Genomic DNA, 14,030 nt, shown 5'->3' with positions numbered 1-14,030 from the left:
ACTCATCTTTCAGCGATATCTGCAGTGGCCGTGGGACGCGGCACCTTGATTTGCGCCTTGAAGCGGTCCTTGAGCATCTCGTAATAAGCCATGCCCTCCGCACCTGCCCACCACTGTTCGTACTGCTGCAGATGCTGGGCAGCCCGTTGTGCATCGACGGTCTCGGTCGGCAGCACGCGGCCCAACTTGGCGATCACATAGCCTTGCGCCCCCAGGCTGACACCCGTCCAGGCAGGCAATGTGTCGGCCTTGGTGCTCAGGACCGCATCCACCAGAGCGCGGGGCTGGTTCTGGGGTTGGTCACGGCCCACGACCAGAGGCGCCGAGAGTCCGGTCGCGCTGTCGGGCTTGGCCACCCAGGCGGCCAGCTTGGCTTCGCCTTGCTTGCGCGCCAATTCTGCCGATGTGTCACCGATGTACAGCTGCCTGACGCGCGCCTGCACCTCTTGCAACGGCAGCGTGCGTGCCGGGCTGTATTGCGTCACACGCCCCGCCACCATCTGGTTGGGTGCAATTTCCACGGCTTCGGTGTTGCGCTTGTGCTCCAGCGAGTCTGCGGAGAAAAGCGCCTCCAGAAACTTCGCGTTGGCCAGAGGTCCTGTGGCACCGGGCGCAGGCGTGCGTGTCACGTTCTGGGCCGTCTGCAATTTGAGTTTGAGCTTGTCCACCACCGGCTGCAGCGTGTCCGACTGTTCGTAGGCAGCATTGGCAAACGCCTCGGCCACTTCGGCAAACTTGCGCTGCGCCTGCTGCTGCTTGAGCTCAACCTCCATCGAAGGACGCAGTTCCTCGAAGCTCGGCTGGCGCGGCGCCTTGATGTCGGTCAGCAGGATGATGTGGTAGCCAAAATCGCTTTCCACCAGGTCACTGATCTCGCCCTTTTTCAGGGCAAAGGCCGCGTCCTCGAACGGCTTGACCATGGCGCCGCGCGCGAAGAAGTTCAGGTCGCCGCCCTGGGCTGCAGAGCCCGAATCTTCGGACGATTTCTTCGCCACGTCGGCAAAGCTGGCAGGGGCCTTGCGCACCTGCTCCAGCAGCGCCGTGGCGCGTGCCTTGGCTTTTTCGCGCTCGGCGGCCGGTGCGTCCTTGGGCGCAGCGATGAGGATGTGGCTGGCGCGGCGCTCTTCCTTGCCTGCCAGGCGGGCGACGTTTTCCTTGTAGTAGGTGCGCAGATCGTCTTCGTTGAGTGTGATGCCGGCACGAACACTGTCGAGGTCCAGCACCACATACTCCACCGCGGCCTGTTCTGGCTGCTGGAACAGCGCCGGGTGTGCCTTGTAGTAGGCCTCCAGGTCTGCCTCGCTGGGCTTCACCTGGGCCGCGAAATCGGCGGGATCGAAACGAACGACCTGGATTTCGCGGCGCTGGAACAAGGCATCGAGTGACACATTGGCCTGCGCCTGCGTGGCAAAGGCCGTGCCCATGACGCCACCCAAGACCTGGTTGACCGCCAGATCCCGGCGCACCGTGGCCTCAAAGCCTTCGGGTGTCATGCCCTGCGCGCCGACAAGGGCACGGTAGGCTTCGACGTCGAGCGTGCCGTCCGCGCGCTTGAGGGCGGAAATCTGCGGGATTTCTTGCAGGCTGCGCGCCAGGCGCGCATCGCTGGTGGCAAGGTGCATCTTCTGGGCCGCCACTTGCAGCACCCGATCTCGCACCATGCGCTCCAGGGTGGCATAACGCGCCTGCGGCGAATCCAGAAGCCTGGCGTCCAGCGTCGGCTGCTGCGCACGGACCCTGTCCGACTCCACCCGGTGGGCATTGTCCCAGTCGGCCTGCGTGATGTCGTGGCCATCGACCCGCGCCACCACGGGGCTGCCGCCCGAAAAGTAGTTTCGGTCGATACCGACGAGCACGAACGACGGAACGATCAACAAGAACAGCAAGAACATCGTGATCTTGGAGTGCTTGCGGATGGATTCAAACATGGTCAATCTTTCAATGACAAAAAAACAAAAGGCGAACTCACGTTCGCCTTTGTTCGGTGATGGTGGGTCCTGACGGTCTCGAACCGCCGACCTACTCCGTGTAAAGGAGCCGCTCTACCAACTGAGCTAAGGACCCCACCGCAATTGCCTGTCAGTTCAGGGCATCTTTCAATGCCTTGCCTGGACGGAACTTCGGAACTTTAGCAGCCTTGATCTTAATCGCAGCGCCAGTGCGGGGATTGCGGCCGGTGCGCGCTGCACGCTTGCCCACGGCAAAAGTGCCGAAACCAACGAGCGACACCGTACCGCCTTTTTTCAGGGTCTTCTTGACCGCTTCAATCGTGGACTCCAGGGCGCGCGCAGCGGCAGCTTTGGAGATGTCGGCATTGGTCGCAATGTGCTCAATCAGTTCGGTTTTGTTCACAAAAAGCCTCTCGATATAAGAGTTAATGGAATGTCGCATGGCTATCGGCGGTTCACGCACCAGGCCCTTTTGAAAGGGCTTTGCAAGGCAAGTGAGAGGTGGGCGTGCACCGCGGTCACGGTGACGTCCGATTAGAGCCATCGACATTCGAGGTGTCAATATAGTGCGCCGTTTGGGACAGCGACGGAATGGATTCTAGTCGCAAAAGCACCGCCCAGCGGGGCTTGCGGGAGGTTTTGTCGGGCGCTGGCCCCAAACACTTTCCCCGATTGACACGCACACCCAGCTAAGTCCCACGACCGCATCTGAGGCTTGGCCACTGGCCCGACCCAGATCCTGAGTCGTCGCCGCGCCGCCCATATCGGGGGCGCGGCCCGCGGTTGCGCGGCATCAGAACGGTTTCAATGGCCGGCAACATCATCGCGTTGTGCGCGGCACGGTGACTCTGAGCAAGTCGAGCACCAGCGCGCCGCCCCAGGACTTCCCATCGGGTTGGCGATGCCGCGCCCGCCGATGTCGGTGTCATCGCGCACGATTGGCATGTCGTTTCCGCCGGGCAGACGGGCGCTGCCGTCACGCCGCACCCGGGCGCGGGGATACGGGGATGCCGGGCATGAGGCGCGCCGGACGCAGTTCACGCACGGGTCGAACTCGCATCGGAACAGCCGCAGCGGGCCTCACAGCGAGGCATGGTCGGGAATTTTCGGCCCAGCCGACGGCGCCGGAGTCGACAGCTGCGTGGCCGCCGATCTGCGCCTTCCGCGCGTCGGGCAGTATCTTGCCGTGGCGTTCGCAACAGTCCCAGATGGAGCCGTCCGCGTGGTCGAACTGCAGTGCGATGCCGGGCTCGCGCGCGGCCTCGTCCAGAACGCGCAGCCCCTCGGGCACAGCTTGCCTGCCAATGCCGTCACCGGCTGTGACGGCAATCCGATGCGCCAGGATTTACCCCTGAATTAACAGCTTCCAGCGCTGCGTGCATGCGCGCCAAAGGCGTGCTTGGGTGAAATGGTTACTTCTTGACGCGCGCACGTATCTCGGGCACGGCTTTCTGCAGGTAATAGACCATGGACCACACCGTGAGCACGGCGGCCAGCCAGATCAGCCAGGTGCCCCACACGCCGGCGTCGATCAGTCCAAACAGCCGACCGTCGAACAGCAAGAACGGGATGGCCACCATTTGCACGGTGGTCTTGAGCTTGCCCAGCATGTGCACCGCGACGCTTTTGGCCGCGCCAATCTGGGCCATCCATTCACGCAGCGCGGAAATCGCGATCTCGCGCCCGATGATGATCAGCGCCACGAACACATCGGCGCGCTGCAGGTGCACCAGCACCAGCAGCGAGGCGCAGACCAGGAATTTGTCGGCCACCGGGTCGAGGAAGGCGCCGAACGATGAGGTCTGGTTGAGCTTGCGTGCCAGGAAGCCATCGAGCCAGTCGGTGGCGGCAAAGAGCACGAACATCACGGTGGCGATGAGGTTTTGCAGCTCGGGCGCCATGGGCGTGTAGAACACCCCCACGATCAAAGGTATCGCGACGATGCGCGTCCAGGTCATGATGGTGGGAATGGTCCAGAACATGGCCGCGATTGTGTCATGCCAAGCGCAGCCTCCGGCCGCGCGCATCAGCGCAGCGCGCGGTAGATCGCCTCGGCCAAATCGTGCGAGATGCCTTCCACCGTCGCCAGGTCTTCGACACTGGCCGAGGCCACGCCGCGCACGCCGCCGAAGCGCTGCAGCAGGCGCGCGCGCTTCTTCGGCCCCACGCCGGCGATCTCTTCGAGTTGGCCACCGCCCACGCGCACCTTGGCGCGCTGCGCGCGCATGCCAGTGATGGCGAAGCGGTGCGCCTCGTCGCGGATCTGCGCCACCAGCATCAGCGCGGCCGAGTCCTTGCCCAAGTAGACCTTTTCGCGCCCGTCGGCAAACACCAGCTCCTCGAGGCCCACCTTGCGGCCCTCGCCCTTTTCGACGCCGACGATGCGCGACAGGTCCAGGCCCAGCGCAGTGAACACTTCGCGCGCCATGCTGACCTGGCCCTTGCCGCCATCGACCAGCACCAGGTCGGGCAGGCGCGCCTGGCCCGGTGCCGGTTCGGCGCCGCCGGCCTCGCGTTGCGCCTCGGCCACCTTGCTGTAGCGGCGCGTGAGCACCTGGCGCATGGCAGCGTAGTCGTCGCCGCCGGTGATGCCTTCGATCCTGTACCGGCGGTATTCGCTGCTCTGCATCTTGTGCTGCGCAAACACCACGCACGACGCCTGCGTGGCCTCGCCGGCGGTGTGCGAGATGTCGAAGCACTCGATGCGCAGCGCGTCGAGTGCTTCCTGCGGCAGGTCGAGCGCCTCGGCCAGGGCGCGCGTGCGCGCCTGCTGCGAGCCCTCCTCGGAGAGCAGGCGCGCGAGCTGCAGGCCGGCGTTCTGCTGCGCCATGTCGAGCCAGGCGCGGCGCTGCCCGCGCGGCTGGTGCACGGCGTGCACGCGCACGCCGCTTTGCTCGCCCAAGGCGTCGAGCAGCGCGCGGTCCACGGGCTCGCTGGTGACCAGCGTGGGCGGCACCGGCACGGCGATGTAGTGCTGGGCGATGAAGGCTTCGAGCACCTGCGCCTCCACGCTGCGCGCGGCCGCAGCCTCTGCCGCGTCCGTGCCGTCGTCCGGCCCCTCGGGATGGAACACGGCCGCGGCATCCTCGACATGCACCGGAAAGTACGCGCGGTCGCCCAGGTGGCGGCCGCCGCGCACCATGGCCAGGTTGACGCAGGCGCGCCCGCCGCGCACCTGCACGGCCAGGATGTCCACGTCCTTGTCCGAGGCGGTTTCGATCGACTGCTGATGCAGCACGCGCGAGAGCGCCGTGATCTGGTTGCGCAGCTCGGCCGCCTGCTCGAATTCGAGCCGGTCCGAGTGCGCCATCATGCGCGCCTCGATCTGCTGCAGCAGCGCCTGCGTCTCGCCACGCAGCAGCGCTTCGGCGTGTGCCACGTCCTGCGCGTAGGCCTCGCGCGAAATCAGGCCCACGCAGGGCGCGGTGCAGCGCTTGATCTGGTAGAGCAGGCAGGGCCGCGTGCGGTTGGCAAACACCGTGTCCTCGCAGGTGCGCAGGCGAAACACCTTCTGCAGCAGCAGGATGGTTTCCTTCACGGCCCAGGCGCTCGGGTAGGGGCCGAAGTAGCGGTGCCGCTTGTCGATGCCGCCGCGGTAATAGGCCAGGCGCGGATAGGCCTGCCCCGGCGCATCGCCCGTGCCGTCCCGGGCGGCCACGCCGGTGATCTTCAGGTACGGGTAGCTCTTGTCGTCGCGAAACAGGATGTTGTAGCGCGGCTGCAGCGACTTGATGAGGTTGTTTTCGAGCAGCAGCGCCTCGGCCTCGGAGCGCACAACGGTGGTCTCCATGCGCGCGATCTTGCCGACCATGTGGCCGGTGCGCGTGCCACCGTGGCTCTTCTGGAAATAGCTGGACACGCGCCGCTTGAGGTTGAGCGCCTTGCCCACATACAAGAGCGCGCCCTGGGCGTCGAAATAGCGGTACACGCCTGGCAGCGGCGGCAGCGCGGCCACCTGTGCCAGGAGTTCGTCGGAATGCACGTCGGACATGGTGCGTATTGTGGCCGCGTGCTCGCAGCCCACGCGCGGACCAAGCCCATCAGCTATTGAATCAATAGCTGCAAGCGCTTGTGTGGCAAGCGCTGCAGGCTTAAAAGACCCGAAATCCCGGCCGCATCAGTCGGCTTCGATCTTCGACGCCTTGACCACCGTGGTCCAGCGCGCCAAGTCGGACTTGACCTTGTCGCCCAGTTGTTGCGGGTTCTGGTAGTGGGCCGTGGCGCCCTGCTCCTGGACCTTTTGCTTGAACGCCGGCTGGTTCACCACCTTGCCGATGTCGGCGGTGAGCTTGTCGATCACCGGCTTGGGCGTGGCCGCCGGCGCGAACACGGCAAACCACGAGGTCGCATCGACCTGCGGGTAACCGGCCTCGGCCGTGGTCGGCACCTCGGGCAGGCTGGGCAGGCGCTCCTTGCTGGTGACGGCCAGCACGCGCAGCTTGCCCGACTGGATGTGCGGCATGAAGGGCGGCGCCGTGCCGAAGGTCAGGTCCACCTGGCCACCCAGCAGATCCTGCAGGGCCGGGCCGGTGCCCTTGTAGGGCACGTGCATCATCTTCACGCCCGCCTGTTGCTCGAGCATGGCGCCGGTGACGTGCTGCAGCGAGCCATTGCCCGACGAGGCATAGTTGAGCTTGCCCGGGTGCGCCTTGGCGTAGGCCACGAGCTCGGCCATGGTCTTGATTGGCAGGTCGGCGCGCAGCACGATGATCTGCGGCGCCGAGATCACATTGGCCACGGGCACAAAGTCTTTTTGCTCCCAGGGCGGGGTCTGCTTGCTGACGATCGGCGAAATCACGTGGTAGCCCGAGTACTGCATCAGCAGCGTGTAGCCGTCGGGCTCGGCGCGCTTGACGACCGAAGCCGCGATGTTGCCGTTGCCGCCGCCCTTGTTGTCGGCCACCACCGACTGGCCGATCACGGGGCCGAGCGCCTGCGCCAGCATGCGCGCCGACAGGTCGGTGGTGCCGCCCGCGGCCGTGGGCACCACCATGGTGATGGGCTTGGCCGGATAGGCCGCCGGCTGCGCCCAGGCGCCGCTGCTGGCCAGGGCCGCGCCGCCGCCGAGCACCGCGAACATCAGGGTGTTGAATTGTTTTCGGGTGGTTTTCATGGTTTGTCTCCTGGTTAAGGTCAAAAAATCAGGTCGCGCTGCGCGCCAGCGCGCGCTCGCGGATCTCGGCAAAGCCCGCGGGCACGGCGTGCAGGTCCAGGCGCCGGCCGGCTTTGACGATCTGGCTCGGAATGTCGTGGCCGATGAGGGCCGGCAGCCGCGCCGCCGCGGCGATCACCAGAGCCTCGTCCAGCCCGGTGTCAAAGTCCATCAGCGCCAGCGCATGGGCCACCTCCTCGGTGCACACGTTGCCGGTGGCACCGGGCGCATAGGGGCAGCCGCCGAGGCCGCCCAGCGAGGTGTCGAACAGCGTCGCGCCGGCATCGATCGCAGCCAGCACATTGGCCAGGCCCATGCCGCGTGTGTTGTGGAAATGCAGGGTGAAGCGCACTTCGGGCCAGCGCTCGCGCGCCGCCGCCGTGAGCGCGGCCACCTGCGCGGGGTAGGCCATGCCCGTGGTGTCGCACAGGGTGACACCGGTCACGCCCAGGTCCACGAAACGCTGGACCCAGGCAAACACCTCGCTCTGCGCAACGTCGCCCTCCATCGGGCAGCCGAACACGCACGACAGCGAAATATTGAGCGCCACCGGCGCGCCCTGCGCGGCGGCCACCACCTGCGCCAGCGCCGCGAACGACTGCTCGCGCGTCATGCGCAGGTTCGCCAGGTTGTGCGTGGCGCTGGTCGACATGACGAGGTTGAGCTCATCGGTGCGCGCCTCGATCGCGCGCTCGGCGCCGCGCACATTGGGCACCAGCGCGCTGTAGACCGTGCCCGGCCGGCGCTCGATCTCGCGCATCACGATTTCCGCATCGCGCAGCGCGGGGATGGCGCTGGGCGAGACAAAGGCCGTGACCTCGATCTTCGACAAGCCGGCCTGCGACAGCGCGTTCACGAGCGCAATCTTGTCGGACGTGGGCACGAAGGTCTGCTCCATCTGCAGGCCGTCGCGCGTTCCCACTTCCTGCAGGTGGATGCGCCGCCGCGCCCCCTGCCACACCGTGCTTGCGGTCATGCCACCACCCCCTTTTCGCGCAACAGCGCAATCTGTGCGGGCGTGAGCCCGGCTTCCTGGAGCACCGCATCGGTGTCGTCGCCCAGGTGCGGCGCGCTGCTGCGGATGCGGCCCGGCGTGGCCGAGAGCTTGGGCACGATGCCCGGCACCTCGATGAGGTGGCCGTCGCGCGTGGTCTGCTGCAGCAGCATGCCGCGGGCGCGGTAGTGCGGGTCCTCGGCAATGTCCTTGGCCGTGTAGACCTTGCCTGCGGGCACGCGCGCGGCACCGAGCGCGTCCAGCACCTGCTGCACCGTGCGCGGCGCGCTCCAGGCGCCGATGGCGGCGTCGAGCTCTGCCACGCGGGCCACGCGGCCAGCGTTGTCGGCCAGGTCGGCGGCAGCGCCCAGGTCGGGGCGGCCAATGGCCTCCATCAGGCGTTTGAAGATGCTGTCGCCGTTGCCGGCGATCAGCACCCAGCCGTCACTGCACGGGTAGGCGTTGGACGGCGCGATGCCCGGCAGCGCGCTGCCCGCGGCCTCGCGCACCGCGCCAAAGGCGCTGTACTCGGGGATCAGGCTCTCCATCACGTTGAACACCGCCTCGTGCAGCGCCACGTCGATCACCTGGCCCTGCCCGCCGTTGACCCTGCGGTGGTAGAGCGCCGTGAGCACGCCGATGGTGCCGTGCAGCGCCGCCAGCGTGTCGCCGATCGACACACCCACGCGCACCGGCACGCGGCCCGGCTCGCCCGTGAGGTGGCGCAGGCCGCCCATGGCCTCGCCGATGGCACCAAAGCCTGGCAGGTCGCGGTAGGGGCCGGTCTGGCCGTAGCCCGAGATGCGCAGCATCACCAGGCCCGGGTTGAGCTGGTGCAGCGCCTCGGGCGACATGCCCCAGGCTTCGAGCGTGCCGGGGCGGAAGTTCTCGATCAGCACATCGGCCTCGGCGATCAGCTGGCGCGCGATGTCCTGGCCCTCGGGCTGGCGCAGGTCCAGCGCCAGCGAGCGCTTGTTGCGCGACTGCACCTGCCACCAGACGGAGGTGCCGTCCTGGATCAGCCGCCAGTTGCGCAGCGGGTCGCCCCCGCCCGGGGCCTCGATCTTGACCACGTCGGCGCCGAACTCGCCCAGCGTCTTGCCGCAAAAAGGGCCGGCGATGAGCTGGCCCATCTCGACCACGCGCACGCCCTGCAGCGCCGATGGCGCCACGGCGCCCGCACCTGCCTGTGGCTGGGAATCCATGGAATGTGTCTCCTGTCATGCTGGGGCGCCGCACGGGCCCCGGTTCGTCTGGCGGGGCATGTTGCCGGCATCGCCGCCAAACGCAAAACGCTGTTGCACGACGCTGCCATCGCAAACCGGCATGGCCAGCCGCTACCATGCGCGCATGAAACTCGACCCGCTCTCCCTGCGCCTGTTCGTCGCGGTGATGGAAGAAAGCACCATCGCCCGCGCCAGCGCGCGCGAGCACATCGCCGCCTCGGCGGCCAGCCGGCGCCTGTCCGAACTCGAAGGCGCCCTGCGCGTGGAGCTGTTCACGCGCAGCAACCGGGGTGTGGAGCCGACGGCCGCAGCCTACGCACTGCTGAACCTCGCGCGCGGCGTGCTCAACGACATGGACGGCATCGCCAGCCAGATGCGCGACTACGCCTCGGGCACGCGCGGCCATGTGCGCGTGGTGGCCAACATCTCGGCCATCACGCAGTTCCTGCCCAGCGAGCTGCAAAGCTTTCTCGCGCGCCACCCGCAGGTGGACGTGCGCCTGCAGGAGCAGATCAGCAGCGCCATTGCCCACTCGGTGGCCGAGAATGCCGCCGACGTCGGCATCCTCAACGACGGCAGCTACGGCGAGCGCGTCACCCTGCTGCCCTACCGCAGCGATGAGCTGGTGCTGGTCGTGCCGGCGCAGCATGCGCTGGCGCGGCGCAAGGCGGTGCGCCTGGCCGAGGTGCTGCACCACGACTTTGTCGGCATGCACCCGGGCAGCGCCATCAACCACCAGCTCATGCGCGCCGCCGGCGAAGCCGTGCTGCCGCTCAAGCTGCGCATCCAGGTCACGGGCTACGACGCGCTGTGCCTGATGGTGGCCTGCGGCCTGGGCATCGGCGTGATGCCGCGCGGCAGCGCGCAGCTGTACCGGGGCGCACTCGCCGTGCGCACGGTGACGCTGGCCGAGCCCTGGGCGCACCGCCAACTGGCGCTGTGCGTGCGCTCGTGCGAGTCGCTCTCGAGCGTGGCCCGCCTGCTGGTCGAACACCTGCGCGCACCGGCCGGAGCCGCGCCATGAACGCGGCCGCACCGCTGCGCTGGGACATCTTCTGCCAGGTCATCGACAACTATGGCGACATTGGCGTGTGCTGGCGCCTGGCCGCCGACCTGGCCGGCCGCGGGCAGCGCGTGCGGCTGTGGGTCGACAACGCCAGCGCCCTGGCCTGGATGGCACCCGGCGGCGCGCCCGGCGTGCAGGTCATGCCGTGGCCCACGCAGGCGCCGGCCGGCGGGCTCGGCGACGTGGTGGTCGAGGCGTTTGGCTGCGAGATCGCGCCCGCGGTGGTCGCCGCCATCGCGCAGCGGGCGCAAGCTCCCGGCGCGCCACCGGTGTGGATCAACCTCGAATACCTATCGGCCGAGGGCTACGTCGAGCGCTGCCACGCGCTGCCCTCGCCGGTGCTCAGCGGGCCGGGCGCCGGCCTGGTCAAGCATTTTTTCTACCCCGGCTTCACGGCCGGCACGGGCGGCCTGCTGCGCGAGCCCGACCTGGCCGAGCGCCAGGCCCGCTTTGACCGCAGCGCCTGGCGCGCGCAGCACGGCCTGGCCCCCGCGGCGCTGGCGGTGTCGCTGTTCTGCTATGAGCCGGCCGCCCTGCCCGCCTTGCTGGCGCTGCTGGCGCAAACCGAGGCTGAGACGGAGCAGCCCGTGCATCTGCTGACCACGCCGGGGCGCGCGGCGGCCGCGGTGCGCGCTCTGGTGGGCAGCGGTGAAGCAGATGAAAATATCCATGGAATCGGCCTCCAGCCCAATACCATCAAGCGCGAGAAGCTATCGATTTCATACCTTCCCAGTGTGCCGCAGGCGCAGTTCGACCAGCTGCTGTGGGGCTGCGACCTCAACTTCGTGCGCGGCGAGGATTCGCTGGTGCGCGCGCTCTGGGCCGGCCGGCCCTTCGTCTGGCAGATCTACCCGCAAAGCGACCTCGCGCACCAGGGCAAGCTGCACGCCTTTCTCGATTGGCTGCAGGCACCGCCCTCGCTGCGCTGCTTCCATGTGGTCTGGAACGGCCTGGACAGCGGTGCGCTGCCGGCGCTCGACCCCGCCACGCTGGCGCAGTGGGCCGCCTGCACGCAGGCCGCGCGGGCACGTTTGCTGACCCAGGACAACCTGGTGACCCTGCTGCTGGGCTTTGTCGCCAAAAAACGTTAAAATCCAAGGCTTTGCGCCCCACAGGTCCGGCACGCACGTGCCCCTCTGGGCGCATCACCGCCGCGGAACATGCGCCGGCACGGGTGGCCCGCCAGGCCACTGGCCGGCACATTGAGCGGCCTCACCACAGGCAACATGCTATGAAAATCGCTCAAGAAATCCGCGCCGGCAACGTCATCATGCACGGCAAGGACCCCATGGTCGTCCTCAAGACCGAATACTCGCGCGGCGGCCGCAACTCCGCCACCGTGCGCATGAAGCTCAAGAGCCTGATCGCCAACTTCAACACCGAAGTGGTGTTCAAGGCCGACGACAAGATGGACCAGATCGTGCTCGACAAGAAAGAGTGCACCTACTCCTACTTTGCCGACCCCATGTATGTCTGCATGGACACCGAGTACAACCAGTACGAAGTCGAAGCCGAAAACATGGGCGACGCCCTGAACTACCTCGAAGACGGCATGGCCGTCGAAGTGGTGTTCTACGACGGCAAGGCCATCTCGGTCGAACTGCCCACCAGCGTCGAGCGCGAAATCACCTGGACCGAGCCGGCCGTCAAGGGCGACACGTCCGGCAAGGTGCTCAAGCCCGCCAAGATCGCCACCGGCTTTGAAGTGCCGGTGCCGCTGTTCGTTTCGCAAGGCGACAAGATCGAAATCGACACCCGCACGGGCGAGTACCGCAAGCGCGTCTAACACCGCTTTACGGCCCCGCAAAAAAGGCTTCCCTCGGGAAGCCTTTTTCGTTCGCGGCCGCAGCCGAGCCTGCGCCCCTACAGGCGCGCCGCCAGCCGCGCCGCCTGGTCGATCGCACGCTTGGCGTCGAGATCGCCGGCTGCGAGCGCGCCGCCGACCAGGTGCACGCTGCGGCCCTGCGCCTGCAGGGCGTCGGCCAGATCGCGCAGCGGCACCTGGCCCGCGCACAGCACCACGCTGTCGCAGGCGATCCAGGTCGGGTCTTCGCGTTCCTCGCCGTAGGACACCAGCAGCCCTTCGTCGGCGATGCGCTCGTAGTTCACGCCGCCCACCATCTCCACCAGCTTCCTCTTCAGCGTGGTGCGGTGGATCCAGCCCGTGGTCTTGCCCAGGCCCGCGCCCAGCTTGCCCTTTTTGCGCTGCAGCAGCGTGACCTGGCGCGCGGGCGGCGTGGCCTGCGGGCCAGCGCTCGCCAAGCCGCCGCGCGCCAGCGCCGGGTCGGTGACGCCCCACTCGGCCTGCCAGGCCGGCAGGTCGAGCGTGGTCGAATGGCCGCCCTGGACCAGGAATTCGGCGACGTCGAAGCCGATGCCGCCCGCGCCGATGACGGCCACGCGCTCGCCCACGGGTTGGCCATGGCCCAGCACATTGATGTAGCTGAGCACCTTGGGGTGCTCCTGGCCGGGAATGTGCGGGTCGCGCGGGCTCACGCCGGTGGCCACGACGACTTCGTCGAAGCCCGCGAGGTCGGCCGCCTGCACGCGCTGGTTCAGGTGCAGGGCGACGCCCGTGTCCTGCACGCGCATGGCCAGGTAGCGCAGCATTTCGTGGAACTCTTCCTTGCCCGGCACCACCTTGGCCAGGTTGAGCTGGCCGCCGATCTCGGGTGCCGCGTCGAACAGGTGGACCTCGTGCCCGCGCTCGGCCGCCACCGTGGCCGCCGTCAGGCCCGCGGGACCGGCACCGACCACGGCGATGCGCTTGCGCCCCGCTGCCGTTGGGATCGGGCGGTAGACCAGCTCGGTCTCGTGGCAGGCGCGCGGGTTCACCAGGCAACTGCTGACCCGGTTCTGGAACACCTGGTCCAGGCAGGCCTGGTTGCAGGCGATGCAGGTGTTGATGCGGTCGGCGCGGCCCTGAATCGCTTTCTTCACGAAGGCCGGGTCGGCCAGCAGCGGCCGCGCCATCGACACCAAGTCGGCGCAGCCGTCGGCGAGCACCTGCTCGGCCACTTCGGGCGTGTTGATGCGGTTCGAGGCGACCAGCGGCGTGGCGATGCCGGCCGCCGCAAACTCGGCCTTCATCTTCTGCGTGACCCAGGAGAACGCGGCGCGCGGCACGCTGGTGGCGATGGTGGGGATGCGCGCCTCGTGCCATCCAATGCCGGTGTTGACGATGCTCGCGCCGCCCCGGGCCATGGCCTTGCCCAGCGTGACGATCTCGTCCCAGGCACTGCCGCCGGGCACCAGGTCGATCATCGAGAGGCGGTAGATGAGGATGAAGTCCGGCCCCACGGCCTCGCGCGTGCGCGCCAGGATTTCGAGCGGCAGGCGCATGCGGTGGCTGTAGTCGCCACCCCAGTCGTCCGTGCGCAGGTTGGTGGCCTGCGAGAGGAACTGGTTGATCAGGTAACCCTCGGAGCCCATGATCTCGACGCCGTCGTAGCCCGCCTCGCGCGCCTTGGCGGCGCAGTTCACAAACGCCCGGATCTGCCGCTCCACGCCACGGCTGGAGAGCGCGAACGGCGTGAACGGCGAAATCGGCGACTGCAGGCGCGAGGGCGCCACGGCCAGCGGGTGGTAGGCGTAGCGCCCCGTGTGCAGGATCTGCAGCGCGATCTTGCCGCCGGCCGCGTGC

11 protein-coding genes, 1 tRNA gene and 1 pseudogene are annotated in these 14,030 nt (G+C 67.8%); 3 read left to right on the top strand and 10 right to left on the bottom strand.

Annotated features, from left to right (window positions below):
- Positions 1 to 2: 2 nt before the first annotated feature.
- The 9 genes and pseudogenes from B2J89_RS05870 to B2J89_RS05830 all read right to left on the bottom strand — a co-directional run bounded on the left by B2J89_RS05870 (position 3) and on the right by B2J89_RS05830 (position 9,300).
- Positions 3 to 1,928 (bottom strand): SurA N-terminal domain-containing protein, encoded by a 1,926-nt coding sequence (locus B2J89_RS05870; RefSeq protein ID WP_169168287.1) that lies wholly within the window; start codon positions 1,926 to 1,928, stop codon positions 3 to 5.
- A 60-nt stretch (positions 1,929 to 1,988) separates the two neighbouring features.
- Positions 1,989 to 2,064, bottom strand: a tRNA-Val gene (locus B2J89_RS05865).
- Positions 2,065 to 2,079: 15 nt separating this feature from the next.
- Positions 2,080 to 2,352: an HU family DNA-binding protein gene (locus B2J89_RS05860; protein ID WP_024815362.1), complete on the bottom strand. Its 273-nt coding sequence runs from the start codon at positions 2,350 to 2,352 to the stop codon at positions 2,080 to 2,082.
- 503 nt (positions 2,353 to 2,855) lie between these two features.
- A pseudogene (locus tag B2J89_RS22700) lies at positions 2,856 to 3,294 on the bottom strand (isocitrate/isopropylmalate family dehydrogenase); the annotation flags it as partial.
- Positions 3,295 to 3,361: 67 nt separating this feature from the next.
- Positions 3,362 to 3,931, bottom strand: coding sequence for a CDP-diacylglycerol--glycerol-3-phosphate 3-phosphatidyltransferase (gene pgsA, locus B2J89_RS05850; protein ID WP_169168285.1), 570 nt, complete (start codon positions 3,929 to 3,931; stop codon positions 3,362 to 3,364).
- Positions 3,932 to 3,975: 44 nt separating this feature from the next.
- On the bottom strand, positions 3,976 to 5,940 hold the full coding sequence (uvrC, locus tag B2J89_RS05845) for an excinuclease ABC subunit UvrC (protein WP_169168284.1): 1,965 nt from the start codon (positions 5,938 to 5,940) through the stop codon (positions 3,976 to 3,978).
- A 126-nt stretch (positions 5,941 to 6,066) separates the two neighbouring features.
- Positions 6,067 to 7,062 carry a tripartite tricarboxylate transporter substrate binding protein gene (locus tag B2J89_RS05840; RefSeq protein ID WP_169168283.1) on the bottom strand — a complete coding sequence of 332 codons (996 nt, stop codon included), beginning with the start codon at positions 7,060 to 7,062 and terminating at the stop codon, positions 6,067 to 6,069.
- Positions 7,063 to 7,090: 28 nt separating this feature from the next.
- Positions 7,091 to 8,077, bottom strand: coding sequence for a hydroxymethylglutaryl-CoA lyase (locus tag B2J89_RS05835; protein ID WP_169168282.1), 987 nt, complete (start codon positions 8,075 to 8,077; stop codon positions 7,091 to 7,093).
- Positions 8,074 to 9,300, bottom strand: a complete 1,227-nt coding sequence (locus tag B2J89_RS05830) for a CaiB/BaiF CoA-transferase family protein (RefSeq protein ID WP_169168281.1) — start codon at positions 9,298 to 9,300, stop codon at positions 8,074 to 8,076. The genes B2J89_RS05835 and B2J89_RS05830 overlap by 4 nt, the downstream gene beginning before the upstream one ends.
- A gap of 145 nt (positions 9,301 to 9,445) precedes the next feature.
- Here B2J89_RS05830 and B2J89_RS05825 point away from each other — a divergent pair, with 145 nt between their 5' ends.
- The 3 genes from B2J89_RS05825 (at position 9,446) to efp (ending at position 12,173) form a co-directional block, all read left to right on the top strand.
- Positions 9,446 to 10,345 (top strand): LysR family transcriptional regulator, encoded by a 900-nt coding sequence (locus tag B2J89_RS05825; protein WP_169168319.1) that lies wholly within the window; start codon positions 9,446 to 9,448, stop codon positions 10,343 to 10,345.
- The gene (gene earP / locus B2J89_RS05820) at positions 10,342 to 11,478 is read left to right on the top strand and encodes an elongation factor P maturation arginine rhamnosyltransferase EarP (RefSeq protein WP_169168280.1); all 1,137 of its coding nucleotides are present in this window, start codon (positions 10,342 to 10,344) and stop codon (positions 11,476 to 11,478) included. Before B2J89_RS05825 ends, earP begins: the two co-directional genes overlap by 4 nt.
- Positions 11,479 to 11,618: 140 nt before the next feature.
- Positions 11,619 to 12,173 carry an elongation factor P gene (gene efp / locus B2J89_RS05815; protein WP_169168279.1) on the top strand — a complete coding sequence of 185 codons (555 nt, stop codon included), beginning with the start codon at positions 11,619 to 11,621 and terminating at the stop codon, positions 12,171 to 12,173.
- A 77-nt stretch (positions 12,174 to 12,250) separates the two neighbouring features.
- On the opposite strand, the gene B2J89_RS05810 is transcribed toward efp, so the two are convergent.
- A partial coding sequence (locus B2J89_RS05810; protein WP_240964753.1) for an NADPH-dependent 2,4-dienoyl-CoA reductase occupies positions 12,251 to 14,030 on the bottom strand: 1,780 nt, incomplete at its 5' end.

The sequence above is a fragment of the Acidovorax sp. SRB_24 genome (assembly GCF_012931925.1).
The sequence above is the reverse complement of the archived record's forward strand: the minus strand, read 5'-3'. Positions and strand labels throughout refer to the sequence as shown.